At 68.7% G+C, this 22,183-nt stretch carries 23 protein-coding genes and 1 riboswitch; of the genes, 8 read left to right on the top strand and 15 right to left on the bottom strand.

Translation table 11 applies throughout. From position 1 onward, the window contains the following. The first annotated feature begins 4 nt into the window (after positions 1-4). From ACGFI6_RS14025 to ACGFI6_RS14035, 3 genes are read left to right on the top strand one after another with little or no spacing between them, the layout of a single operon-like run. Positions 5-997 (top strand): ABC transporter permease, encoded by a 993-nt coding sequence (locus ACGFI6_RS14025; RefSeq protein WP_393118347.1) that lies wholly within the window; start codon positions 5-7, stop codon positions 995-997. 32 nt (positions 998-1,029) lie between these two features. Beyond that, complete coding sequence (locus ACGFI6_RS14030) at positions 1,030-2,169, top strand: ABC transporter ATP-binding protein (RefSeq protein WP_393119730.1); 1,140 nt, start codon at positions 1,030-1,032, stop codon at positions 2,167-2,169. Positions 2,170-2,187: 18 nt separating this feature from the next. After that, complete coding sequence (locus ACGFI6_RS14035) at positions 2,188-3,207, top strand: ABC transporter ATP-binding protein (RefSeq protein ID WP_393118349.1); 1,020 nt, start codon at positions 2,188-2,190, stop codon at positions 3,205-3,207. Between the two features lie 70 nt (positions 3,208-3,277). Here ACGFI6_RS14035 and ACGFI6_RS14040 read toward each other — a convergent pair whose 3' ends face one another. From ACGFI6_RS14040 to ACGFI6_RS14100, 13 genes are all read right to left on the bottom strand, one after another. Continuing rightward, the gene (locus tag ACGFI6_RS14040; protein ID WP_393118351.1) at positions 3,278-4,573 is read right to left on the bottom strand and encodes a sugar ABC transporter permease; all 1,296 of its coding nucleotides are present in this window, start codon (positions 4,571-4,573) and stop codon (positions 3,278-3,280) included. Next, positions 4,570-5,385, bottom strand: coding sequence for an ATP-binding cassette domain-containing protein (locus tag ACGFI6_RS14045; protein WP_393118353.1), 816 nt, complete (start codon positions 5,383-5,385; stop codon positions 4,570-4,572). Before ACGFI6_RS14045 ends, ACGFI6_RS14040 begins: the two co-directional genes overlap by 4 nt. 143 nt (positions 5,386-5,528) lie before the next feature. Then, a complete protein-coding gene (locus ACGFI6_RS14050) occupies positions 5,529-6,599 on the bottom strand; it encodes a substrate-binding domain-containing protein (protein ID WP_393118355.1) in 1,071 nt (356 codons plus the stop codon). A gap of 79 nt (positions 6,600-6,678) precedes the next feature. Then, positions 6,679-7,854 carry an ROK family protein gene (locus tag ACGFI6_RS14055; RefSeq protein ID WP_393118357.1) on the bottom strand — a complete coding sequence of 392 codons (1,176 nt, stop codon included), beginning with the start codon at positions 7,852-7,854 and terminating at the stop codon, positions 6,679-6,681. 150 nt (positions 7,855-8,004) lie between these two features. Continuing rightward, positions 8,005-8,745, bottom strand: coding sequence for an adenosylcobinamide-GDP ribazoletransferase (gene cobS, locus ACGFI6_RS14060; protein WP_393119732.1), 741 nt, complete (start codon positions 8,743-8,745; stop codon positions 8,005-8,007). A 62-nt stretch (positions 8,746-8,807) separates the two neighbouring features. Further along, positions 8,808-9,338 (bottom strand): bifunctional adenosylcobinamide kinase/adenosylcobinamide-phosphate guanylyltransferase, encoded by a 531-nt coding sequence (locus ACGFI6_RS14065; RefSeq protein WP_393118359.1) that lies wholly within the window; start codon positions 9,336-9,338, stop codon positions 8,808-8,810. Then, positions 9,331-10,194: an ECF transporter S component gene (locus tag ACGFI6_RS14070; protein WP_393118361.1), complete on the bottom strand. Its 864-nt coding sequence runs from the start codon at positions 10,192-10,194 to the stop codon at positions 9,331-9,333. Before ACGFI6_RS14070 ends, ACGFI6_RS14065 begins: the two co-directional genes overlap by 8 nt. Further along, positions 10,191-11,801 (bottom strand): ABC transporter ATP-binding protein, encoded by a 1,611-nt coding sequence (locus ACGFI6_RS14075; protein WP_393118363.1) that lies wholly within the window; start codon positions 11,799-11,801, stop codon positions 10,191-10,193. The genes ACGFI6_RS14070 and ACGFI6_RS14075 overlap by 4 nt, the downstream gene beginning before the upstream one ends. Beyond that, positions 11,798-12,883 (bottom strand): energy-coupling factor transporter transmembrane component T, encoded by a 1,086-nt coding sequence (locus tag ACGFI6_RS14080; protein WP_393118365.1) that lies wholly within the window; start codon positions 12,881-12,883, stop codon positions 11,798-11,800. The genes ACGFI6_RS14075 and ACGFI6_RS14080 overlap by 4 nt, the downstream gene beginning before the upstream one ends. After that, a complete protein-coding gene (locus tag ACGFI6_RS14085) occupies positions 12,884-13,618 on the bottom strand; it encodes an SCO2322 family protein (RefSeq protein WP_393118367.1) in 735 nt (244 codons plus the stop codon). Positions 13,619-13,732: 114 nt separating this feature from the next. After that, positions 13,733-13,809, bottom strand: a riboswitch (cobalamin riboswitch). A 31-nt stretch (positions 13,810-13,840) separates the two neighbouring features. After that, the gene (locus tag ACGFI6_RS14090) at positions 13,841-14,050 is read right to left on the bottom strand and encodes a hypothetical protein (protein ID WP_393118369.1); all 210 of its coding nucleotides are present in this window, start codon (positions 14,048-14,050) and stop codon (positions 13,841-13,843) included. After that, positions 14,047-15,057 (bottom strand): aldo/keto reductase family protein, encoded by a 1,011-nt coding sequence (locus ACGFI6_RS14095; RefSeq protein WP_393118371.1) that lies wholly within the window; start codon positions 15,055-15,057, stop codon positions 14,047-14,049. Before ACGFI6_RS14095 ends, ACGFI6_RS14090 begins: the two co-directional genes overlap by 4 nt. 41 nt (positions 15,058-15,098) lie before the next feature. Beyond that, on the bottom strand, positions 15,099-15,686 hold the full coding sequence (locus ACGFI6_RS14100) for a DUF3043 domain-containing protein (protein ID WP_393118373.1): 588 nt from the start codon (positions 15,684-15,686) through the stop codon (positions 15,099-15,101). A gap of 165 nt (positions 15,687-15,851) precedes the next feature. Here ACGFI6_RS14100 and ACGFI6_RS14105 point away from each other — a divergent pair, with 165 nt between their 5' ends. The 5 genes from ACGFI6_RS14105 (at position 15,852) to ACGFI6_RS14125 (ending at position 20,165) form a co-directional block, all read left to right on the top strand. Next, a complete protein-coding gene (locus ACGFI6_RS14105) occupies positions 15,852-16,670 on the top strand; it encodes a PspA/IM30 family protein (RefSeq protein ID WP_393118375.1) in 819 nt (272 codons plus the stop codon). A gap of 11 nt (positions 16,671-16,681) precedes the next feature. Beyond that, on the top strand, positions 16,682-16,942 hold the full coding sequence (locus ACGFI6_RS14110) for a hypothetical protein (RefSeq protein ID WP_393118377.1): 261 nt from the start codon (positions 16,682-16,684) through the stop codon (positions 16,940-16,942). Between the two features lie 282 nt (positions 16,943-17,224). Beyond that, entirely contained in the window at positions 17,225-18,751 is a 1,527-nt protein-coding gene (locus ACGFI6_RS14115) for a sugar transferase (protein ID WP_393118379.1), read from the top strand. 56 nt (positions 18,752-18,807) lie between these two features. After that, positions 18,808-19,362: an RNA polymerase sigma factor gene (locus ACGFI6_RS14120; protein WP_393118381.1), complete on the top strand. Its 555-nt coding sequence runs from the start codon at positions 18,808-18,810 to the stop codon at positions 19,360-19,362. Then, positions 19,359-20,165: a class I SAM-dependent methyltransferase gene (locus tag ACGFI6_RS14125; protein ID WP_393118383.1), complete on the top strand. Its 807-nt coding sequence runs from the start codon at positions 19,359-19,361 to the stop codon at positions 20,163-20,165. The genes ACGFI6_RS14120 and ACGFI6_RS14125 overlap by 4 nt, the downstream gene beginning before the upstream one ends. A gap of 6 nt (positions 20,166-20,171) precedes the next feature. On the opposite strand, the gene ACGFI6_RS14130 is transcribed toward ACGFI6_RS14125, so the two are convergent. Continuing rightward, a complete protein-coding gene (locus tag ACGFI6_RS14130; RefSeq protein ID WP_393118385.1) occupies positions 20,172-20,507 on the bottom strand; it encodes a hypothetical protein in 336 nt (111 codons plus the stop codon). 33 nt (positions 20,508-20,540) lie between these two features. After that, positions 20,541-22,166 carry a right-handed parallel beta-helix repeat-containing protein gene (locus ACGFI6_RS14135; RefSeq protein ID WP_393118387.1) on the bottom strand — a complete coding sequence of 542 codons (1,626 nt, stop codon included), beginning with the start codon at positions 22,164-22,166 and terminating at the stop codon, positions 20,541-20,543. Between the last annotated feature and the right edge of the window lie 17 nt (positions 22,167-22,183).

Raw genomic sequence — 22,183 nt, forward strand, 5'->3', positions numbered from 1 at the left:
TCCCGTGCTCTATTTCGTGGCGCGTCGGCTGGTCAGCGCGCTCAGTGTCGTGCTGGCAACACTGATCGCGACCTTCGCGCTGTTCTTCATTGCACCGACCGACCCGGCCGGTGCGATCTGCGGCGAGCGGCAGTGCTCGCAGCAGCGTTACAACGAGATCAAGTCCAACTTGCATCTCGACCAGCCGAAGGTGAAGCAGTTCGCCGACTACGCGGGCGGGATCTTCACCGGACGGGACTTCACGACCTCCGGCGTCAAGCAGCACTGCGCGGTGCCGTGCCTGGGCTTCTCGTTCAAGAACGACCGGCCGGTCACCGACATGATCAAGACCCGGTTCCCGGTGACCTTGTCGCTGGTGGTCGGGTACGCGGTCCTGGTGCTGACGATCGGCGTATTCGTCGGCTCGATGGCCGCGAAACGTCGAGGGACCCTGCGCGACCGGGCCCTGATGACCAGCACGCTGGTGATCAGCTCGGTGCCGTACTACATCGTCGCGCTGATGGTCGCGCTGTACCTGACCGTGCTGTATCCGATCCTTCCGCGGGGTGAATGGACACCGCCGTCGGAGAATCCCGGCAAGTGGGTCGCCGGCCTGCTGACACCCTGGCTGGTGCTCGGCGTCTACAACTGCGTCTCGTACGCCAGATACTCGCGCGGCTCGATGGTCGAGGCGCTCAGCGAGGACTACATCCGGACCGCGCGGGCCAAGGGCCTGTCCGACCGGGTGGTCACCTACAAGCACGCGCTCCGCTCCGGCCTGATCCCGGTCGTGACGATCTTCGGCCTGGACGTCGCCGGCAGCCTCGGCGGCGCGATCTTCACCGAACGGATCTTCGACCTGCCCGGCCTCGGTGTCCTCGTGCTCGACAGCTTGAACAGCTACGACCTGCCGGTGATCATGGGCACCGTACTGGTCGCATCGGTGCTGATCGTCGTGATGAACCTGCTGGTCGACATCGGCTACAGCCTGATCGACCCGCGGGTGAGGCTGACGTGAGCACCCCCGCCCCCGAAGACCGGAAGGACAGCATGGCCGAGAGCGATGCCACTGCTGCGGACGCCACCGGAGCTGACTCCGGCGCCGCCAAGCGTGGTCCGTCGGTCGCCACCCGCGAACGCCGCGTGGGCTCGACCAACCCGAGCGGTGAGACCCCGTACCTGGCGGTCGAGGACCTGAACGTGAAGTTCCCGACCGCCGACGGGCTGGTCAGCGCCGTGAACGGGCTGAGCTACTCGGTGCCGCTCGGCCGCACGCTGGCGATCGTCGGCGAGTCGGGCTCCGGCAAGTCGGTGTCGAGCATGGCCGTGATGGGCCTGCACGACCGCAAGCGGACCCAGATCACCGGATCGATCATGCTCGGTGGCGAGGAGATCGTCGGCCTCAGCGAGAACGACCTGATGAAGATCCGTGGCGACGCGGCGTCGATGGTCTTCCAGGACCCGCAGTCGTCGCTGCACCCGCTGTACACGATCGGCAACCAGCTGGTCGAGGCGTACCGCGTGCACCACCGGGTCTCCAAGGTCGCTGCCAAGAAGCGCGCCCTGGAGATGCTCGACCTGGTCGGCATCCCGAATCCGCCGCGCCGCTTCGCCCAGTACCCGCACGAGTTCTCCGGCGGTATGCGGCAGCGCGCGATGATCGCGATGAGCCTGATCAACGACCCGAAGCTGGTGATCGCCGACGAGCCGACCACCGCGCTCGACGTCACCGTGCAGGCACAGATCCTGGACCTGCTGAACAACCTGCAGAAGGAGTTCGGCTCCGCGATCGTGCTGATCACCCACGACCTGGGTGTGGTCGCCGAGATGGCCGACGACGTCCTGGTGATGTACGCCGGGCGCTGCGTCGAGTACGGCACCGCAGAAGACGTCCTGGCGAACCCGCGGATGCCCTACACCTGGGGTCTGCTCGAGTCGATCCCGACGGTCTCCGCGGCGAACGAGCGGCTGCGCCCGATCAAGGGCCTGCCGCCGAGCCTGCTGAACCTGCCCGACGGCTGCTCGTTCAACCCGCGCTGCCCCTACAAGGACCGGGTCAAGGGCGAGCTCTGTACGACGCAACTTCCGGACCTGCTGCCGGTCGACGGCGCCGGTGCACACACGTCCCGTTGCCACCTGCACGACAAGGCCTCCGTGTACGAGGCCGAGGTCGCGCCGAGACTGGGCTGACGAGGGGACTGAGGAGCTATGAGCGAAACTCTGTTGCAGGTCCGCGACCTGAAGATGCACTTCCCGATCAAGGAAGCGGCGGGCCTGGGCCGGACCAAGAAGGTCGTGCAGGCCGTCGACGGCGTGTCCTTCGAGCTGAAGGCCGGCGGCAGCCTCGGCCTGGTCGGTGAGTCCGGCTGTGGCAAGTCGACGACCGGGCGGATGATCACCCGGCTGCTGACGCCGACGGCCGGCGAGATCGTGTTCAAGGGCACGGACATCGCGCGCTTGAAGGAGCGGGACCTGCGTCCGTTCCGCCGGCAGTTGCAGATCGTTTTCCAGGACCCGTACAGCTCGCTGAACCCGCGGCAGACGGTCAGCAACATCATCAGTACGCCGCTGCGCGTCCACAACCTGGTGAAGAAGGGCCGCGAGCTCGACCGCGTCCAGGAACTGCTGGAGCGGGTCGGCCTGAACCCGGAGCACCACAACCGGTACCCGAACGAGTTCTCCGGCGGGCAGCGGCAGCGGATCGGGATCGCCCGGGCGCTCGCTGTGGAGCCCGAGGTGATCATCGCCGACGAGCCGGTGTCCGCACTGGACGTGTCGATCCAGGCCCAGGTGATGAACCTGCTCGAGGACCTGCGCCGCGACCTGGGCATCGCGTTCGTGTTCATCGCGCACGACCTCGGCGTCGTCCGGCACTTCTGTGACGAGGTCGCGGTGATGTACCTCGGCAAGATCGTCGAGCAGGGCACCCGGGACCAGATCTACAACGCGCCGCAGCATCCGTACACGCAGGCGCTGCTGTCCGCGGCTCCGGACCTGGGCACGATCCGTGGTGTCCCGCCGAAGGAGCGGATCCGGCTGGTGGGCGACGTACCGTCGCCGATCGACCCGCCGAGCGGCTGCCGGTTCCGGACCCGTTGCTGGAAGGCGGAGGACATCTGCGCGACCCAGGAACCGCTGCTGGAGATCAAGCCGCAGTCCAGCGCCGGCCACACGGCCGCCTGCCACTTCGCGGAGCCGAAGGTCGACCTGACCGCCGCCACCGCGTGATCTAACGGAGAAAGCCCCCGTCAACGGCGACGGGGGCTTTCTCATGTCCTGCGTGTCTCGCAGGGTTGTTTTACGCCCTGCCGTGGGCCTGGCGGCTGCGGCGGCTCAGGGAGTCGACCGTGACGGCGATCAGGAGGACGCCCGCGGTGATGATGTAGCGGACGCTCGAGTCGAGGCTCAGCAGTGCGAGACCGTTCGAGATCGACGTGATCACCAGTGCGCCGAGCAGCGCGGAGTACGCCGAACCGCGGCCGCCGAACAGGCTCGTACCGCCGATCACGGCCGACGCGATCGCGTTCAGGTTGGTGTCCGTCGCACCACTCGACTGCCCGACCGCGACCAGTCGTGCGGCCGCCAGGATGCCGCCGACGGCCGCGAACGTGGTGCAGGCAGCGAAGACCGAGACGTAGATCATCCGTACGTTGATACCGGCTCGGCGGGCGGCCTCGACGTTGCCGCCGACGGCGAACACGGAGCGGCCCCAGCGCGTCCGGCGTACGGCGATGTCGGTGACCACCACGAGTGCGACGAAGAGCAGGAACATCGACGAGACGCCGCGGTCCCCGTTCAGTACGAGGACCGGGATGAGCAGCACGAGCGCGAGGCCGGCCGCTTTGAGCGCGATGAACGACATCGGCGCCGCGGACAGCCCGGCCGCCGCACGCGCGTTGCGCCCCTGCCAGCGGGTCAGGGTGTAGGCAACAACAACCAGGGCGACCAGTGCGTACGCCACTGCGGGGGAGAGGAAGCTGCGGGTCGCGAAGCCGACCAGCGCGGAGTCGTACGGCAGGTTGATCGTGCCGTCCTTGCCCAGGACAAGCAACTGCAGTCCGAGGAAGCCGAGCAGACCGGCGAGCGTGATCACGAAGCTCGGTACGCCGAAGCGGGTGTAGAGCAGGCCGTAGAAGAAGCCGATGAGTACGCCGAGCGCGACGCCGGCGACCAATGAAGCCACGAGCGGCCAGCCCTCGTTGACGAACGTGACGCCGACGAGTGCGGCCGCCACGCCACTGACCGAGCCGACGGACAGGTCGATCTCGCCCAGCAGCAACACCAGGACGATGCCGAGCGCAATCACCCCGACCGAGGTGGTCTGCAGGGTGAGGTTCACCAGGTTGCGGCTGGACAGGAACGAGCCGTTCGCGATCTGGAACACCGCCCAGATGATGATCAGCCCGACGACCACCGGCACCGAGCCGAGATCACCGGACCGCAGCCGGGTCGTGAACGCTCCGACCGCGCCGCTGAAGCCGTGGCTCGCGATCAGCCGCTCGTCCTGCAGATCGGCCGGCAGCTGCGCTGCCTCCACAGCCGGTTCCTGGCCCGGACCGTCACTCGTGTCCGGTACGGAATCCTGCACCGTCATGATGCGGGTCCCTCCTCCCGGCTCCGGCGCGCGGCGCGCTCGGAGACGGCGTTGTCGGTGGCGCCGGTGATCGCGGCGATGATGTCCTGCGTCCGGGTCTCGCTGACCACGAAGACGCCGTTGTTCCGGCCGAGCCGCAGGACGGCGACGCGGTCGGCGACCGCCATCACGTCGGCCATGTTGTGGCTGATCAGGATCACGGCCAGGCCGCGTTCGCGGAGCCGCTCGACCAGGTTCAGTACCTCGGCGGTCTGGGCGACGCCGAGCGCCGCGGTCGGCTCGTCCAGCATCACGACCTTGGGCTGACCGAGCAGGCTGCGCGCGATCGCGACGGTCTGCCGCTGGCCGCCGGACAGGCTGGCGACCGGGATGCGGACCGACGGGATCTTCGCGGACAGCTGCCGGAGCAGGTCCCAGGACCGGCGTTCCATCTCGACCTCGTCGAGGACGCCGCCGGTGAGCAGCTCGCGGCCGAGGTACAGGTTCGCGACCACGTCGAGGTTGTCGCAGAGCGCCAGGTCCTGGAACACGGTGGCGATCCCGAGCTGCTGGGCCTCGGCCGGGCTGCCGACCCGGACCGGACGGCCGTCGAAGACCATCTGGCCGTCGTCGGCGGTGTAGACGCCGGCGATGGTCTTCACCAGCGTCGACTTACCGGCGCCGTTGTCGCCGACCAGCGCGAGCACCTCGCCGGCCCGGACGTCCAGCTCGATGTTCTTCAGCGCCTGCACGGCACCGAACCGCTTCGAGATCCCTTGCAGGGTCAGCACCGTACCCGCACCGACGTCGGGGAGAGTCGGGGTAACAGTCACACGATCAGCCTCCTGGGCTTGGCGAACAGGGCCATGATCCGGCGGCGGGGCGATGCCGAACAGGCTTGGCCGGTTCCGGAACCCGCCCGGCGTTGCCCCGCACCTCACTGCGGGGCAACGCCGAAGGGGCGGTCAGTTGGCGGTCAGTTGGTGCTCAGGCCGGCCGCGGAGCAGGCCGCCGCGAAGGACGCGGTGCAGATGTCGGAGATCTTGTAGATGTTGTCCTTGACCACGGTGTCCTTGATGTTGGCCTTGGTCACCGCGACCGGGTCGAGGATTGTCGAGGGTACGCCGTTCTTCTCGGTGGTGGACTCCGGCTTGTCGCCGTTCGCCAGCGCGACCGCGCCCTTGGCGGCGGCCTCGGCCTGCGGCTTGACCGCCTTGTAGATGGTCATCGCCTGGTCGCCGGCGATGATCCGCTGGATCGCGGCCAGCTCCGAGTCCTGCCCGGTGACCGGCGGCAGCGGCGTCACGCCACCGCCCTTGAGGGCCGCGATCGCGCCGCCCGCGGTGCCGTCGTTGGCGGCGTACACACCGACCAGGCCGTTCTTGATCGCGCTCAGCTGGCCTTCCATCCAGGCCTGCGCCTTGTCCGGGCTCCAGTCCGGGGTGTCGAACTCGGCGGCGATCTTGAAGCCGCTGGAGTCGAGCACGCTGTGCGCCCCCTTCTTGAAGTCGGCGGCGTTCGGGTCGGTGGGGGAGCCGTTGATCATCGCGATGTTGCCGGACGTCTTGCCGGCCGCCTTGAGGGTGTCGACGAGGGTCTGCGCCTGCAGTTTGCCGACCGCCTCGTTCTCGAACGACACGTAGTAGTCGGTTTTCTCGATGAAGCGGTCGTACGCGACCACCGGGACGTTCTGGGCCTTCGCGGAGGCGGCAACCGCGGCGGCGGCCTTGCCGTCGACCGGGTCGAGAACCAGGACGTTCGCGCCCTGGGTGAGCGCAGCCTCGGCCTGCTGCTGTTGCTTGGCGGCGTCCTGGTCGGCGTTGCTGTAGATCAGCTCGCACTTGGCGCAGGCGGCCTTCAGTGCCTCGGTGAACAGCGGGCGGTCGAGTGCCTCGTACCGGGTGGTCTTCGACTCGGGGAGCAGCAGCGCGACCTTCTTGGCGTCGCCGCTGTCGCCGGCGTCGTTGGAGCCACAGGCGGCCAGGGACACGGCGAGGGCCGAGACGGCCATGCCGATCCCGATGAGACGTGATGCGGATACAGACATAGAGCGACTCCTTGACGTGGCGGCCCGATTGGCCTGCCCGCAGTCAAGCTGGCGAAGGTCTTGACGTCAAGGCTTGAATTCAAGAAATAGAGATATTGGTGTGACTCAGCATCGACGCGCGGTGGATCGCGCCGACGATGTCCGCCTCGTCGCCGAGCTCGGCGGGGCGCAGTTCGACGGTCGCGGCGGCGCTCGGGATCGCGCAGCGGTCGAGTGCTTCGCGGAGTGGGCCGAGGACGATCTCACCGGCCTCGGCCATCAGACCGCCGACCACGATCGCCTCCGGGTTCAGCAGGTTCACCACGCCTGCCACGGCCACGCCGACGCGTCGACCGGCGTCCTCGATCACCCGCCGGCAGCCCAGGTCGCCGCCGCGCGCACGGGACACGATGTCCTTCAGACGCAGCGGTCCGTGGGACGCGGCGAGGCTGCTGATCAGCGCGCGGGACCCGACGAACGTGTCCAGGCAGCCGCGGTTCCCGCACCGGCAGATCGGGCCGTTCTCGTCGATCGTGACGTGCCCGATCTCGCCCGCCGTCCCGGCCGAGCCGCGGAACACCTCGCCGTCGATCACGATCCCCGCGCCCACGCCGTACGAGAACTTCAGGTAGCAGCCGTTCCGGACACCGCGCAGCGCACCGGCCCGGAGCTCGCCGAGCGCAGCCAGGTTGGCGGTGTTGTCGAGCGCGACCGGGGCCCGCAGGTACGCCGACATCGCGTCGGTGACGTTCACGCCGCGCCAGCCGGGCAGCACCGCGTCGGAGCCGGCCTCGCCGCTGATCGCATCCACCGGCATCGGCAGCCCGAACCCGATCGCGGAGATGTCCTCGACGCCGGAGCTGACCGTCTCGGCCAGGTCGGCGAGCAGCCGCGCGGCGCGCTCCATGCCCTCGTCGGCGACGTGGTCGGCCTGCAGCGGCATCAGTTGCTGGGCGAGGATCTCGCGGGAGCCGTTCGCGACCGCGACGCGGACGTCCCGCTCGCCGAACGCGACGCCGGCCAGTAGCCCGCCGCCGGAGGACAGGGAGACCAGTACGGCGCGACGGCCGTTGCGGATGCTCCGGGACAGGCCGACCATGCCGGCCTGGTCGAGCTCCTTGACCATGTTCGAGACGGTGGCCGCCGAGAGGCCGGACGCAGCCGCGATCTCGACCTGGGTGAGCGGGCCGTGCTGCCGGACGACACCGAGAACGCGCGCACGGTTGGCTTCGCGCAGCGAAGCCTGCGAGCCCGGGGCTGGGCGAGTTGCGTTCATTACATAAAGATAACGGATCGCGGGGTGTACCCGGCCGCCCACAGTTCGTGAACCGTCAACATCATCTGCAACCTCGCCGTCACTACCCCACTAGAACGTCCCACCGGCGACAGTAGACCACCCCGCAGACAGCGTCGCGGAGGTGAGCGCTCACACGGTCAGCGCGAGTGTCAGGAGGCTGATGGGGAGGGCCAGTTCGACCGTTGCGCCGAGGACGTCGCCGGTCGTTCCGCCGAGTGTTCGACGGGCTCGCCTGGCGACGACGAAGCTGGTCAGGACGGCCAGGAGGATGGTGGCTGCGGTGCCTGTCAGGCGGAGCAGGTCGGTTGGCTGGGACAGGGAGGTGAAGGCGAGGGTTGCGGCGAGTACTGCGGTTGTGGTGACGGCTGCGATCAGTGGACTGACCGTGGCGGCGACGAGCGTGCCGAGGCCGTCGGGGCGGGCGGCGGGGACCGACGTACGGCAGGACCAGGGGAGGGTGAGGCGGCTTGCGGTGGTGGCGATCAGGACCGCCTGCCAGCCGAAGTTCGCCTGCAGGCACGCGGTGAGGGCGGCGGTGTCGAGGAGCAGTACGCCGACGATCGCGACCACACCGAACGGGCCGATGTCGCTCTGCTTCATGATCCGCAGCATCGTCTCGCGATCCCGCCGGCTGCCGAGCGCGTCCGCGAAATCCGCGAGGCCGTCGAGATGCAGCCCGCCCGACAAGCCCGCGACCACGAGGACTCCGAGGACGGCGCTCAGCAGGTCCGCGTCGGGGCGCACGAGCTGAACGAGTGCGACCACCCCGGCGGCAATTCCACCGACCAGCAGACCTACCGCTGGTGCGAGCAGCATCGCTCTGCCACCAACGATCCGGTCGATCCGGGACGGGACGCCCGCCGGAAGCACCGACAAGGTCCCCACCGAGAGCCGGGCTGCATCCCGCCACGTCCCATGCGGAGGCGGGCCGTTCATGTGAGCGGAAGGGTTCGGCCTGCAACGGTCCAGAGGACTTGGTCGGAGGACAGAGAGATGGTGGTGTTCAAGCGGCCCATCAGGTCGCGGAAGAGCCGGGTACCGGGGTCGGCGGGGACGATCCCGGAGCCGACGTCGTTGCTAACGGCAACCACGTGGCGAGGTGTCGCGGACCAGGCGGCAGCGAGTTCCGCGATCCGTTGCTCGACCAGCTCCGCCCGCGACAGGTCGGACCAGACCTCGGCGACGTCCATCGTCCGCGACAGCCAGAGCGTCAGGCAGTCGATCAGCAGCGGCGGTCCGGGAACCTCCAGCAGGCCGACGAGGTCGATCGTCTCCGCCAGACCCCAGGACACCGGCCGGCGGGCCCGGTGCTTGGCGACCCGTTCGGCCCATTCGGAGTTGCCGGAGTCGTCCCCACCGGTCGCGACGTACACGACGTCCGGTACGTCGGCGAGCAGCCGCTCGGCCGCGATCGACTTGCCGGACCGGGCCCCGCCGAGCACAAGCGTGCGCTGATCAGCCACGGGTCCTCCCGCGCTCGACCACGCCCGGCTCCTCGACCACGGCCGGCTCCTCGACCATGCCCGGCTGCTCGAAGACCACCGGCGCCTCGAACGCGGCCTTGCGCGCGGTCCGCCGGAACGCGTTCAGGATCGGCCGCCCGAGCACCAGGACGAGGACTGCGGACAGGATCCCGCGCGGGATGTCCCAGCCCAGCGAGGTCGCCACCACGAACAGGAAGTACCGGTGCAGGTTTTCGGCCAGCGAGTCGCCGGGGACGAACGAGAAGTCGCTCCCGAACGTCGCGTACGGCCAGAACCAGAGGTTCATGATCACGCCGTACAACACCCCGGACACGAGCGAGTACGCCGCCAGCAGCAGCAACTCCAGGCGCCCGCCGACCCGTGGCAGCAGGCCGGCCAGGCATCCGACCCACGCGCACGCGAACATCTGGAACGGCATCCACGGCCCGACCCCGCCGCTGATCAACGCCCCACCGAGCAACGACACGGCCCCGAGCACGAACCCGAACCCGGCGCCGAACGCCCGCCCGGCGAGCACCAGCAAGAAGAACCCCGGCTCGAGACCCGCCGTACCAGGGCCGAGGGCACGCAACGCCGCGCCGACCGCCGCGAGCATGCCGACCAGCGAGATCACCTTCGCATCGATCCCGGATTCGGACAGCTCTGCGAGAACGACGGCGACGAGCAGCGGCAGCAGCAGGACGAACAACCACGGGGCGTCGGTGGTGTGTCCGATCGCCGACGCGCCCTCCTGTGCCGTCCGGAAGAACAGCGGCCACGCGAACGCGAGCACACCAACCAACGACGCGACCAGCAAGGTGGCAGCGCTGCGGGGCCTGAAGCGGACCAGGTTCATGACGCACGGTCCAGAGCCTCTGCGACCTCGCCGACGGTCAGGAACGGCAGCGGTGCAAGGATCTTCGCCACCTGCGGTGCGAACGCCGGCGACCCGGCGATCACCTCGGCCGTCCCGCCATCGCTGACCAGTTCGCCGTCGGCGAGCACCATCACCCGCGTCGCGACCTCGGCGACCATCTCGACGTCATGCGTCGACAACACCACTGCATGCCCAGCTGCAGCCAGCTCCCGGAGGATCGCTACGAGCCGCCGTTTCGCCCCGTAGTCCAGCCCACGCGTCGGCTCGTCCAGCAACAGCAGGGGCGGTGCTCCGCACAGTACGACGGCCAGGGCGAGGCAGAGGCGTTGTCCCTCGGACAGGTCGCGCGGATGGACGTCCAGCGTCACATCAGGTGCCAGCCGCTCCAGTAGCGCCCGGCAACTGCCAGCGGGCACCTTGAAGTCCGCGTCTGCGCTGGCGCACTCGTCGGCGACAGTAGCGGCGTACAGCAGGTCAGCAGGCTCCTGCGGTACCAGACCGACCGCCTTGACCAGCTGCTTCGGCTTGGTACGTCGTGGGTCGACACCGGCTGCTGATGCGTTACCGGAGCGAGCGGGGAGGAGGCCGACGAGTGAGTTGAGCAGTGTCGACTTGCCGGCGCCGTTGCGGCCCATCAGCGCGACCACCTCACCGGCCTGGATGCTCAAGGACACCCCGCGCAGTGCTGTGATGTCGCCGTAGTTCACGACCAGGTCCTTGCACTGGGCAAGCACCTCACCCAGCGGCACGCCGGTACGTGCCGGCGGCGGAGCGTCCAGCCGGGAGCGGAGGCTCGCTGCAGCACGTCGGGCGTCTCGTACGGACAGGGGGAGCGGTGACCAGCCGGCGAGCCGCCCCAGTTCCACTACCGGCGGTGCGACCGGTGCTGTGGCCATGCGTTCGGCAGGCAGGCCTGTCGACACGGCCGCGGCTCCACCCGGTACCTCGATGACACGGTCGGCGTACTGGATCACACGTTCCAGGCGGTGCTCAGCCATCACCACGGTGACGCCCAGGTCGTGGACGAGTCGCTGGAGTGCGGCCAGCACCTCCTCGGCCGCCTGGGGGTCCAGTGCGGAGGTCGGCTCGTCCAGCACCAGTACGGCGGGATGCGAAGTAAGGGCTGCGCCGATCGCAGTGCGTTGGCGTTGACCGCCAGACAGCGACGTCAGCGCCCGGTCGCGGACGTCAGCGAGGCCGAGGAGGTCCAGCGTCTCCTCGACGCGCCGGCGCATCACGTCCGGGGCCACCCCGAGCGACTCCATGCTGTACGCCAACTCGTCCTCGACCGTGTCGGTGACGAACCCGGCCATCGGGTCCTGCCCGACCATCCCGACCACGTCCGCGAGGTCCCGCGGCCGGTACTCGCGGGTGTCCCGGCCGTCGACGAGCACCCGCCCGGCGAGCGTGCCGCCGGTGAAGTGCGGCACCAGGCCGTTGATTGCCCGCAGCAACGTGGACTTGCCGGACCCGGTGCGCCCGATCACCAGTGCGAGCTCGCCCTCGGGCACCGTGAAGCTCACGTCGCGCAGAGCAGGCTCCCGCGCCCCGTCGTACGTCACCGTCACCTGGTCGAACTCGATCATGTCCCCACCTTCTTCAACGGTGGCGCGACCAGAGCGGGCACCAGTCCGATCAGTACGCCGACGACTGGCAACACCGGTACCGGTGGGACGACCAACGGGCCGGCCAGCAGCAGACCGTTCACGCCACGAACCGCTGCGGTCACCATGGCACCAGCCGCCACCACACCGGCCGCGACCACGAGCCACTCGGGGAGCGCCCACGGATCCGGCCGGTAACGCGTCCGACTGACCCGCTGCCGTCCCACGGCCATCGCAGCGACAGCCAGCAGTACGCCGATCGCCAGCGTCGCCGCTGCGAACGGAAACGCCATGGAGTCCGTCAGCAGCGCGTACACGCCCAGGAGGATTCCCAGCAACCCCAGCAGTACGCAGAGCGCCGTCAGCCGCCGCTGGGCGCGAGAAGCTTGCGCAGTACGGCCGTAGCCGCGGGAGTCCATCGCAGCCGCCAACTCCACCGATCGGTCCAGTGCGCCCTCCAGTACCGGCATCGCCGTCGTACGGAAGGAGGCACGGGTACGGCCGCGGAGCCGCCGAGCCGCGCGGATGCGGCGTCCGTCGGTCACGAGCTGCGGTGCGAAGGTCAGGGCGACCACGCAGGCGACACCCATCTCGTAGAGGGCCCCTGGCAACGACTTCAGCAGCTTGCGTGGGCTGGCCAGTGCGTTGGCCGCACCTACGCAGCAGAGCATGACAGCCAGCTGACCACCGTCGTACAGAGCGGTCACCAGTGCCTCGGCTGTCACGTCACCACCGAGCTTCACGCCCGCGGCCCAGTCAGGCAACGGGATCTGGGGCAGCGTGAACAGCACGGTGTTGCCCTGCGAGCGGGTCGACAGCAACGCCTGCAACACCACGCGGATGCCGATGACCAGCAGACCGAGCTTGAGGAACGCGGTGAAACTGTGCGCCCACGGTGCGTCGCTGCGGCGCGCTGCGACGACAAAACCGGTCACGGCGAGGATGAGGACGAGCAGGACCGGGTTACGCGTCCTGCTGGCAGCCACGGCCATGCAGAGCGCCCACAGCCACCAGGCCCCCGGGTGGAGTGCCCGGGGGAGTGTCAGGTGGTGTACGGCGCGCATCTACTTGGCTGCGGCTCGCCGGCGGTTGAGGAAGAACCCGCCGCCGGCCAGCAGTACGACCACGACGATCGCGATGATGATGCCGGTCCACGGAGCGCCGCTGTCGGACGACGAGTCGGATGCCATCGGCTCAGGCGACGGGGCCGCGCTGGATCCGACGGCAGGCCGCATCAGCAGCGTGACCTGCGCCTCGGTCGCCGGGACCTTGATGTTCTTCACCTGGTCGCCGCAGCCCTTCGCTGGGTAGCCGGCGACGCCGCAGGTCAGGCCCTTCTCGATCCGCACCGGTCCGGCCGCGGCGAGGATCTGTGCCCCGGTCGACTTCGGTGCGGTCACCACGCAGGTCCCGCTGGGCTGACCCGGCGTGTCACCGGTGGTGGCGTCCTCCGGCGTACCGGGGTCGACGACCAGCGCCACGCGCTTCTTCCCGGTCTCGGCAGGAGTCTTGCCGCAGATCGCTTCGAAGTCGCCGGCCGCCCGGGGGACCCGCGGCTTGGCGCCGCCCAGGGCGTACCTCCAGCCCTCCACGGCGCCGTCGGCGGGGACGAAGGCGTCCGAGCCCTTCTGTGAGAAGGCCCACTGTCCGCTGGTCCACTGGTAGTAGCCCCAGAAGCGGTAGCCGTCCTCGGCCTGCGCGGCGCCTGCCGTGACAGTGGTGGCGGCGGCAACGGTCCCAGCCAGCAGGAGACCCGCCAGCAGGCTGAGGACCAGTCGTACGGTCCGATATGCAGTCATGGTCGTTCCTCGGTCGGGCCGCAGCCCGGTGGAGGAGGTCCCGCCTGCACCGGCAGGGTAGGGGCTCCACCCGCGGACCACGGCGGGTAGTTGAGCCTGACTGCCTGTGTCCCAGTGTTCCGGCTTGCCGTCCCCGGGATGCCGGGGACGGCCTACGGTTGCGGGTCAGCGCCGGACTTGGACCGGCTTCCCTGTGACGCAGGCGTGTGGTTCGACCGAACTCTACTCTGCCGAGGAGAGACTCATCGGGCCGTACACCTCGCGGCCGTCCTCCAGCAGGAAGACCTGTCCGACGCCGTGCTCGGCCAGGTCCCGCCAGACCTCACCCAGCCAGCTCTCCGCGTCGCCCTGGGCCGAGAACTCCGCGCCGCCGACCTCACCCGGGTCGACCAGCGCACCGGTCGCGGTCTCGAACCGCCAGCTCCAGCTCACGAGTTCGGCCGCTTCTGCGGGGAGTTCTGCGCGGTCTTCGCCGGATCGGACTCGACGATGTGACCGAGCACCTCGTCGATCCGCTTCAGCAGACTGTCCTCCAGCTTCACACCGGACGCCTTGACGTTCTCCGTGACCTGCTCGGGCCGGGAGGCGCCGATGATGGCCGAGGACACGTTCTGGTTCTGCAGGACCCACGCGATCGCCAGCTGCGACAGCGACAGCCCCGCCTCATCGGCGATCGGCTTCAGCTCCTGGACGCGGGTGAGCACGTCGTCGTTGAGGAACCGCTTGATCATGTTGGCGCCGTTCGCGTCGGTGGCTCGCGAGCCCTCCGGCGGCTGCTGTCCCGGCAGGTACTTGCCGGTCAGTACGCCCTGCGCGATCGGCGAGAACACCACCTGGCCGATGCCGAGCTCCTCCGAAGCCGGTACGACCTCGCCCTCGATGACCCGCCAGAGCATGCTGTACTGCGGCTGGTTCGAGACGAACGGGATGCGCAGCTCGCGGGCCAGCCGGTGGCCCTCCTGGAGCTGCTCCGCGGTCCACTCCGACACGCCGATGTACAGCGCCTTGCCCTGCCGGACGACGTCGGCGAACGCCTCCATCGTCTCCTCGAGCGGCGTCTCGGTGTCGAACCGGTGCGCCTGGTAGAGATCGACGTAGTCGGTGCCGAGCCGCCTCAGCGAAGCGTTGACCGACTCGTGGATGTGCTTGCGGGACAGGCCGGTGTCGTTCGGCCCGAACGGGCCGGTCGGCCAGTACACCTTGGTGAAGATCTCCAGCGACTCGCGACGCTCGCCCGCCAGCGCCTCGCCGAGCACCGACTCGGCCTTGGTGTTCGCGTAGGTGTCGGCGGTGTCGAACGTCGTGATGCCGGCCTCGAGGGCGGCCCGGACGCAGGCCTTGGCCTGCTCGTTCTCCACCTGTGAGCCGTGCGTCAGCCAGTTGCCGTACGAGATCTCGCTGACCTTGAGACCACTGTTGCCCAGATAGCGGAAGTCCATACCCTGACCCTACTGTGCGGCGCCCCGGACGGTGGTGCGACTCAGGCAGGCTTCTCGCCGCGCTTGACCATCGCCTTCGGCTGCCGCCAGCGGCGCATCTGCATGGTCCGCCGGACCGCGTAGAACGCGATGCCCTTGGTCGACTCCTTCGGGAACTTGATCGCGACCTGCTTCTTCAGGCGCCCGGTGAGCAGGAACCAGTCGGCGGCGATCAGCAGCACCATGAACAGGAACAGCAGGTTCACCATCCCGGCCAGCCACGGGAACTGCGGCGAGAACACCACGCCGACCAGTGACACCACGAGCAGGATCGGCAGCGCGAACTCCATCACCGAGTAGCGCGCGTCCACGAAGTCCCGGGCGTACCGCCGGACCGGGCCCTTGTCGGCGGCCGGCAGGTACCGGTCGTCGCCGGTCTGCATGGCCGCCTGCATCTTGGCCCGCTCGGTGCGCATCTTGTCCCGCCGGATCGCCGAGGCCTCCTTGCGGTTGCGCGGCTTCTTGAACGCGGCCTTGCGGGCCGCCTCCGCGTCCTTGCGGCTCGGCGTGGGACGGCCCTTGCCGCCCGGCTTGCCCTGGGGGTCGGCAGGTACGGTGGTAGCTGTCTCAGACTTGGTACGACGGAACACGGGGCAGAACCTCATTCGCAGGGCAGGTCGCGACTCGGGGTGGTCCCCGGACCTTTCGCCTACTTTATCGGGGCCGGTCCTGATGGTCTGATGACCCGTAGGGACATAGGGTGGAACGCACGCACGCCGGGTCGTCACTCCGGCACAGAAGGGGTACGGATATCGATGAGCATCTTCAGGCGGATGTCGACGATCTTCAAGGCCAAGGCGAACTCCGCCCTGGACAAGGCCGAGGATCCTCGCGAAACCCTTGACTACTCGTATCAGAAGCAGCTCGAGCTGCTCCAGAAGGTCCGCCGCGGCGTGGCCGACGTGGCCACCAGCCGCAAGCGCGTGGAGCTGCAGGCGTCTCAGCTCCAGTCGCAGTCGTCGAAGCTCCAGGAGCAGGCGCAGAAGGCGCTGTCGATGGGCCGTGAGGACCTGGCCCGGGAGGCACTGACCCGCAAGTCCGGGCTGCAGGGCCAGATCGACGACCTGACCACCCAGCACGCCCAGCTGCAGGGTGAGGAGGAGAAGCTCACGCTCGCCTCCCAGCGGCTGCAGGCGAAGGTCGAGTCGTTCCGGACCCGCAAGGAGACCATCAAGGCCACCTACACGGCGGCCGAGGCGCAGACCCGGATCAACGAGGCGTTCTCCGGCATCTCCGAGGAGATGAGCGACGTCGGCCTCGCGGTCCAGCGTGCCGAGGACAAGACCCAGCAGATGCAGGCCCGGGCCGGCGCGATCGACGAGCTGCTCGCCTCCGGCGCGCTCGACGACGCCAGCGGCACGGTCAAGGACAACATCACCCTGGAGCTGGACCGGATGTCGTCCGGCTCCGACGTGGAGAGCGAGCTGGCCGCGATGAAGGCCCAGCTGTCCGGCGGCAGCAGTACGCCCAAGGAACTCTCCGGTGAGGCCCAGCAGTCCGCCCAGCAGCCGGCCCAGCCGGTCCAGCAACCTGCCGCGGAGCCGGCGCGACCTCAGGACGGAGATGTTCGGTGATCGTTCGGATCATGAGTGAGGGCCAGTGGCGACTGGCCGACGACAAGCTCGACGCGCTGAACGCGGTCGACGGCGACCTGGAGAAGGCCGTGTCGTCCGGTGACGAGACGGCGTACCAGACCGCCTTCGCCGCCCTGCTGGACTTCGTCCGCTCGGGCGAGAAGGTGCCGGACGACGAGCTGCACGACTCCGACGCCATCCTGCCCCCGTCGGACAGCTCGCTGGCCGAGATGCGTGAACTGATCAGCGGCGACGGCCTCATCGCCGGCTGACACCGACTGCCCGATCGTTGCCCCGACCCGGCGGACGATCACTTGAAGTAGTCGTTTGAGACCCCTGGGATCACCGAAACCGGTCCCAGGGGTCTCGCGCATTTCCGGAACCCGGGAGTCGGGTTGCGCGCGGGTAAACACTCTCTCCGAAGTGCTTCTACCAGCGTCTTTCACGTAGTACTGTCTGGGTCACGCCGTTGTGGGGGCGGCGTTCAACGAAGTCCGTGACGGGGTGTGGGTTGGTCACGGGGTTCGCTTTTCACCTGTGGGGGGTGACTGTGCGTGACTGAATTTGTCATGTCGGAGGGGTTGGCCGATCCGGCTGATCTACGGCCGGCGCCGTCGGGGGAGCGTCGTCGGCCGGTCTGGGTGGTTCCGGACGAGGTACCGGCGGTCGTGCCGCGCTCGGCACGGTTCACGGAGGCGCGGTGGGTCGCGAAGTACCGGTGGGCGGCGCTCGCCGGCGACCTGGGGGCTGCGCTGTTCGGTGTGTCGCTGGCGCTTGTGGTCCGGTTCGGGGCCCAGATCAATCTCTGGTACGTGTTGCTCGGTGCCGCGCTGCCGATCGCCTGGCTGGCGTGTGTGGCCCTCGAGCGGGGTTATGAGACCCGCTACTTCGGCACCGGCCCGGAGGAGTTCCGCTCGATCATTCGGGCCGCGGTCGCACTGACCGCCGTCGTCGCCGTCACGTCGTACGCGACCAAGAGCCAGGTTGCGCGTGGCTTTGTCGTGCTGGCGGTGCCGATGACCTGTTTCGCGGCGATGTTCGCCCGCTGGCTGCTGCACCGGCAGATCTCGAAGCGGCGGTTCCTGAACCGCTGCATGCGCCGGGTACTCGTTGTCGGGCGCAACGATCAGGTGACCACGCTGCGGCGGCACCTGGAGGAGCGCAAGACCGACGGGTACGTGGTGGTGGCGAACTGCCTGCCGCGCGGTGACGTCCTCGAGGAACCCGAACCGGAGCGGCTGGGCCGCGCCGAGATGGACATCCTGAAGGCGGTCGACGAGTGGGACGTCGAGGTGGTCGCGGTCGCGACCGACCCGGAGCTCGCCGGCCATTCGCTGCGGAAACTGTCCTGGGCCCTCGAACAGCGCGGTGTCGACCTGATCGTGTCGCCGGGCATCGTCGAGGTGGCAGGTCCGCGGATCTCGATCCGCCCGGTCGCCGGACTGTCGCTGCTGCATCTGGAGCGGCCGTCGGTGAGTGGTGGGCCGCACGTCCTGAAGAGCATCTTCGACCGGGTGGTCGGTGGCCTGATGGTGGTGGCGCTCTCGCCGCTGCTGCTGCTCACGGCGATCATGGTGAAGCTCAGCAGCCGCGGTCCGGTGCTGTTCCGGCAGACCCGGGTCGGCCGCGGTGGCGAGCAGTTCCGGATGCTGAAGTTCCGCACGATGGTGGTCGACGCCGAGGAACGCAAGGCCGAGCTGCACGCGCTGAACGAAGGCAACGGGATCCTGTTCAAGCTGCGGGACGACCCGCGGGTGACCAGGATCGGCCGGTACCTGCGACGGTTCTCGATCGACGAACTGCCGCAACTGGTGAACGTCCTCCGGGGGGAGATGTCACTGGTCGGCCCGCGTCCGCCACTGCCGGCCGAGGTGGCCCAGTACCAGATCGACGACGCCCGCCGGATGCTCGTGAAGCCGGGCCTGACGGGCCTGTGGCAGGTCAGCGGACGTAGCGACCTGACGTGGGAGGAGTCGATGCGGCTCGACCTGCGGTACGCCGACAACTGGTCGATCGCGCTGGACCTGCTCATTTTGTGGAAGACCGCGCGCGCCGTGCTGGGGAGCGACGGCGCGTACTGAGCGGTGTGTGTTTCAGGGATCTGCAATTCCCGAGGGGGGAATTCGTGACTGCAGTAATGGAAAGGTCGACTGCTCGTTCCGAAGCCGCGACCCTGGTGGTCCAGGCCGCGGCCGGGGACCAGGGGGCATGGAGCCGGCTGGTCGACCACTATGCGCGGCTCGTCTGGGCCGTGACCCGCAGCTTCCGGCTGAGCGACAGCGACGCCGCTGACGTATCCCAGATGGTCTGGCTGCGGCTGCTCGAACACATCAATCGCGTCGATCCCGAACGGGTCGGCGCCTGGCTGGTCGTCACCACGCGCCGGGAATGCCTGCGGGTGCTGGCGTTCCGCAAGCGCGTACTGCTGACCTATGAGGCAACAGCGTTCGAGGACGTGGCCGGCGACCAGCCCGAGCTGGACGCCGAACTGCTCGCCGGCGAACGCGCCGACGACGTCCGCCGCGCCCTGGAGAGCCTCCCGGACCGCTGGCAGCAACTACTCGGCATGCTGATGTCCGACCCACCCACCCCGTACGCCGAAATCTCCGCCACGATCGGCATCCCGATCGGAAGCATCGGCCCCATCAGAGGCCGCTGCCTCGACAAACTAAGACTGCTGCTTGCTTCATGAGTCTGGCGAGGAGGCTGAAGAGCCTGGTTCGCGATGTTGGCGACCGGGCTGCGGTCCAGGTCGGGCTCAGCCATTCCGAGGAGAGGCTGGCCGGGGACGCGGCCGCGTACTGGACCGGCGCGGCCGGCGGGCAGGCGTGGCGCAACGACTCCCATTTCCGGGACGGGTCGGTCTTCGCCGACGTCTCGTGGGCGGCGGTCGGCGCGGAGCACTGGCGGCTGTTCGAACGACTGGCCCGGGTCTGCGATCCAGCCGCCGGCTCCGGCCGGCGGCTGGACCGCGTTGTGGAGTGGGGATGTGGCGGCGGGTCGAACGCCGTTGCCTTCGCACCGCAGTGCGAGGTGGAGTTCGTCGGCGTCGACGTCACGTCGGAGAGCGTCGAGGAATGCCGCCGTCAGGTGGCCGAGGTGACCGGCACACCGTTCTCCGGTGTGGTGGTCGACGTGTCCGATCCGGAGGCGGCGCTGTCGCGGATCGAGCCGTGCGACCTGTTTCTCTGCGTCTACGTGCTCGAGTTGGTGCCGAGCCCGAACTACGGGTTGCGGGTGATGGATTGTGCGCAACAGTTGTTGCGTCCCGGCGGCCTGGCGTTCGTTCAGGTCAAGTACGACACCTGTCGGTGGAACACCGGATCCCGTCGCCGAAGCTATCGCGGATCCACGGCGGCGAGTATGACGTCGTACCGGATCGACGAGTTCTGGTCCGCGATGGCGGCCCGAGGACTTCAGCCGGAGGCTTGCTATCTCGTGCCCCAGAACGAACTCGACCAGCGGTACGCCTATTACCTCCTGCGCAAGGTCTGACGACCGTCACAGGACGATCCACGCCGTCCGGACCGGTCGCTGGGTACCAGTCGGCCAGCGCAGCAGGAAGCTGACCAGGCGGGCCGGCCCGCGGCATTCCGACCCCCGGGGCTCCACCACGAACGGGCCGGGCATGGAGGTTCGCAGTTCGATCGTCAGGTCGGTCAGCCCGTGCACCTCGACGTCCAGGGTGAGGCCGTGACCGGCGAACCGCAGCCGTCGTGCGTCTTCGCTGCCGGGAGCGTCGACCAGGCTGTCGAAGACCACGTCGAGTACGTCGAGCTCGCGTTCATGCTGCCGGAAAGCGGCGTACCCGACCGAACGCAGCAGCGCGATCTGCATGCCCGTAGCGTCTTGCGGAGGCACGATCATGGCTCAGCGCTGCCCTTGCACCTTGATCACGCTGTCGTGATCCTGCCCGTACGGCGCACCCTGCCAGGCGGCCCAGTTCACCCGATTGCCCTGCTCGTGCACGACGAAGCTCCACGGTCCCGCGTAGGTGTTGTTGAAGAACCGGTTCCCCTGGTGGTAGGTGATGGCGTCCTGCACGGCACCCTTCAGGTACGGCGACCAGGCCGGGAAGGTGCCCCAGTTGGAGAACAGGCCGTTGAAGCCGCAGCCGTTGCGGAATCCGCACGTACTCCCGATCGCGTCCGGGTCCAGCGAGAACACGTTGTCGTGCACGCGGACGTTCTGTGTCTTCCATCGGCAGTCACCGAGGTACGGCTGCTTGTGGACCGTGGCCGCCGTACAGGTCTTCGCGGTGACGACCTCCGGGTTGACCAGCGTGCTTGATCCCGTGCTGGTGTTCGCCGGCGAGCCCGCGAAACGGTCGGCGTTCTCCCACAGGATCACGCCGGCCCAGTTGTCGGTGAACACGTTGCCGCTGATCTCGAAGGTCTGGTTGTGCACCCCGGTGACCCGTGCGTCACTGCCGGACTCGGAGATGTAGAGCGCTGCCGTCGGGAAGCCGCGGTTCGCAGGCCCCTTGCCGAGCCCGTTGCGAACGAAGGTGTTGCCGCGGATCCCCGCGTTGTAGCTGGTTTCGTAGATGATGCCCTCGGCCTCGTTGCCGGAGATGTAGTTGCCCTCGATCACGAAGCCGGTGTTGTTCGTGTCCGCCCACAACCCTGTACTGAGATTGTCGTGGATCCAGTTTCCGCGCACCACCGCGCCTGTCACCGCCCAGAACTTCCCGCCGCCGGTGCAGCCGCAACCGTCCCGCAGCGACTCCCAGTTGTCGGTGTTGTTGCCGGCGATCTCGTTCCGCTCGATGGCGATCCCGGCGACCTTGTGCGGGCTGTAGGCGTTGAATCCGTACTGGCCGTTGTTCTGCAGACAGTTGCCACGGACGACGTTGTGGTCGCCGACCATCAGCCCGGCGCCGGCGTTGTCCTTGATCGTGTTGCCCTCGATCGTCCAGCGGACGGCGGAGTCATGGTTCACGACGCCTTCGTCGTTGTTGGTCCGCTTCGGTCCGAAGTTCTGTACGGTCAGGTTCTTCACCGTGACACCGGTGGCGTAGCCGGTGAAGGCATAGCGGTTGAGCCGGCGTCCGTCGAGGATCGCGCCCGGAGCTCCGACGTACACATTCCCGTCCTTCGGGATCACCTGCGCGTATGCGCCGGTGCCGAGCCGGTGGAGTCCGGGCGTCAGCCAGAACGTCGTGCCCGGAGGGTTCTTCGTGGTGAGGTCGTCGAGGTCGTCACCCGTGCCGACCACGATCGCACCCGCGGGTGCGGTGGCCGGCCCGGCCAGAGCCTTGGCGTTGCCACAGATCTTGGCCGGCGGTGCGGTCGGCGCGGTGACCGGCGCTTGCGTGGCGGGGGCAACCGACGGAGCGGAGCCGAGACTGCCGGCAGGGGCGTCGTCGCGGTTCCGCACCGTGACGGCCAGCGTCACCAGCGCGCCCACGACGAGCAGGATCAGGGCAGCGAGGACCGGTGGACGCCGGAACCAGATCACGCGGGCGCCCGCGGACGGCGAGACGTGGCGTTGCATGGGGCCTTCTTCGGGGT

Origin of the sequence: Kribbella sp. NPDC048928 (assembly GCF_043197975.1) — a bacterium.
Classification (GTDB): domain Bacteria; phylum Actinomycetota; class Actinomycetes; order Propionibacteriales; family Kribbellaceae; genus Kribbella.

What these genes read in the sequence shown, in the direction of transcription:
- ACGFI6_RS14135 (WP_393118387.1), bottom strand. Translation starts at nt 22,166, where the DNA reads ATGCAACGCCACGTCTCGCCGTCCGCGGGCGCCCGCGTGATCTGGTTC.
- ACGFI6_RS14040 (WP_393118351.1), bottom strand. Translation starts at nt 4,573, where the DNA reads ATGACGGTGCAGGATTCCGTACCGGACACGAGTGACGGTCCGGGCCAG.
- ACGFI6_RS14095 (WP_393118371.1), bottom strand. Translation starts at nt 15,057, where the DNA reads ATGGACTTCCGCTATCTGGGCAACAGTGGTCTCAAGGTCAGCGAGATC.
- ACGFI6_RS14050 (WP_393118355.1), bottom strand. Translation starts at nt 6,599, where the DNA reads ATGTCTGTATCCGCATCACGTCTCATCGGGATCGGCATGGCCGTCTCG.
- ACGFI6_RS14085 (WP_393118367.1), bottom strand. Translation starts at nt 13,618, where the DNA reads ATGACTGCATATCGGACCGTACGACTGGTCCTCAGCCTGCTGGCGGGT.
- ACGFI6_RS14125 (WP_393118383.1), top strand. Translation starts at nt 19,359, where the DNA reads ATGAGTCTGGCGAGGAGGCTGAAGAGCCTGGTTCGCGATGTTGGCGAC.
- ACGFI6_RS14080 (WP_393118365.1), bottom strand. Translation starts at nt 12,883, where the DNA reads ATGCGCGCCGTACACCACCTGACACTCCCCCGGGCACTCCACCCGGGG.
- ACGFI6_RS14030 (WP_393119730.1), top strand. Translation starts at nt 1,030, where the DNA reads ATGGCCGAGAGCGATGCCACTGCTGCGGACGCCACCGGAGCTGACTCC.
- ACGFI6_RS14035 (WP_393118349.1), top strand. Translation starts at nt 2,188, where the DNA reads ATGAGCGAAACTCTGTTGCAGGTCCGCGACCTGAAGATGCACTTCCCG.
- ACGFI6_RS14110 (WP_393118377.1), top strand. Translation starts at nt 16,682, where the DNA reads ATGAGTGAGGGCCAGTGGCGACTGGCCGACGACAAGCTCGACGCGCTG.
- ACGFI6_RS14130 (WP_393118385.1), bottom strand. Translation starts at nt 20,507, where the DNA reads ATGCAGATCGCGCTGCTGCGTTCGGTCGGGTACGCCGCTTTCCGGCAG.
- ACGFI6_RS14070 (WP_393118361.1), bottom strand. Translation starts at nt 10,194, where the DNA reads ATGAACCTGGTCCGCTTCAGGCCCCGCAGCGCTGCCACCTTGCTGGTC.
- ACGFI6_RS14105 (WP_393118375.1), top strand. Translation starts at nt 15,852, where the DNA reads ATGAGCATCTTCAGGCGGATGTCGACGATCTTCAAGGCCAAGGCGAAC.
- ACGFI6_RS14120 (WP_393118381.1), top strand. Translation starts at nt 18,808, where the DNA reads ATGGAAAGGTCGACTGCTCGTTCCGAAGCCGCGACCCTGGTGGTCCAG.
- ACGFI6_RS14075 (WP_393118363.1), bottom strand. Translation starts at nt 11,801, where the DNA reads ATGATCGAGTTCGACCAGGTGACGGTGACGTACGACGGGGCGCGGGAG.
- ACGFI6_RS14055 (WP_393118357.1), bottom strand. Translation starts at nt 7,854, where the DNA reads ATGAACGCAACTCGCCCAGCCCCGGGCTCGCAGGCTTCGCTGCGCGAA.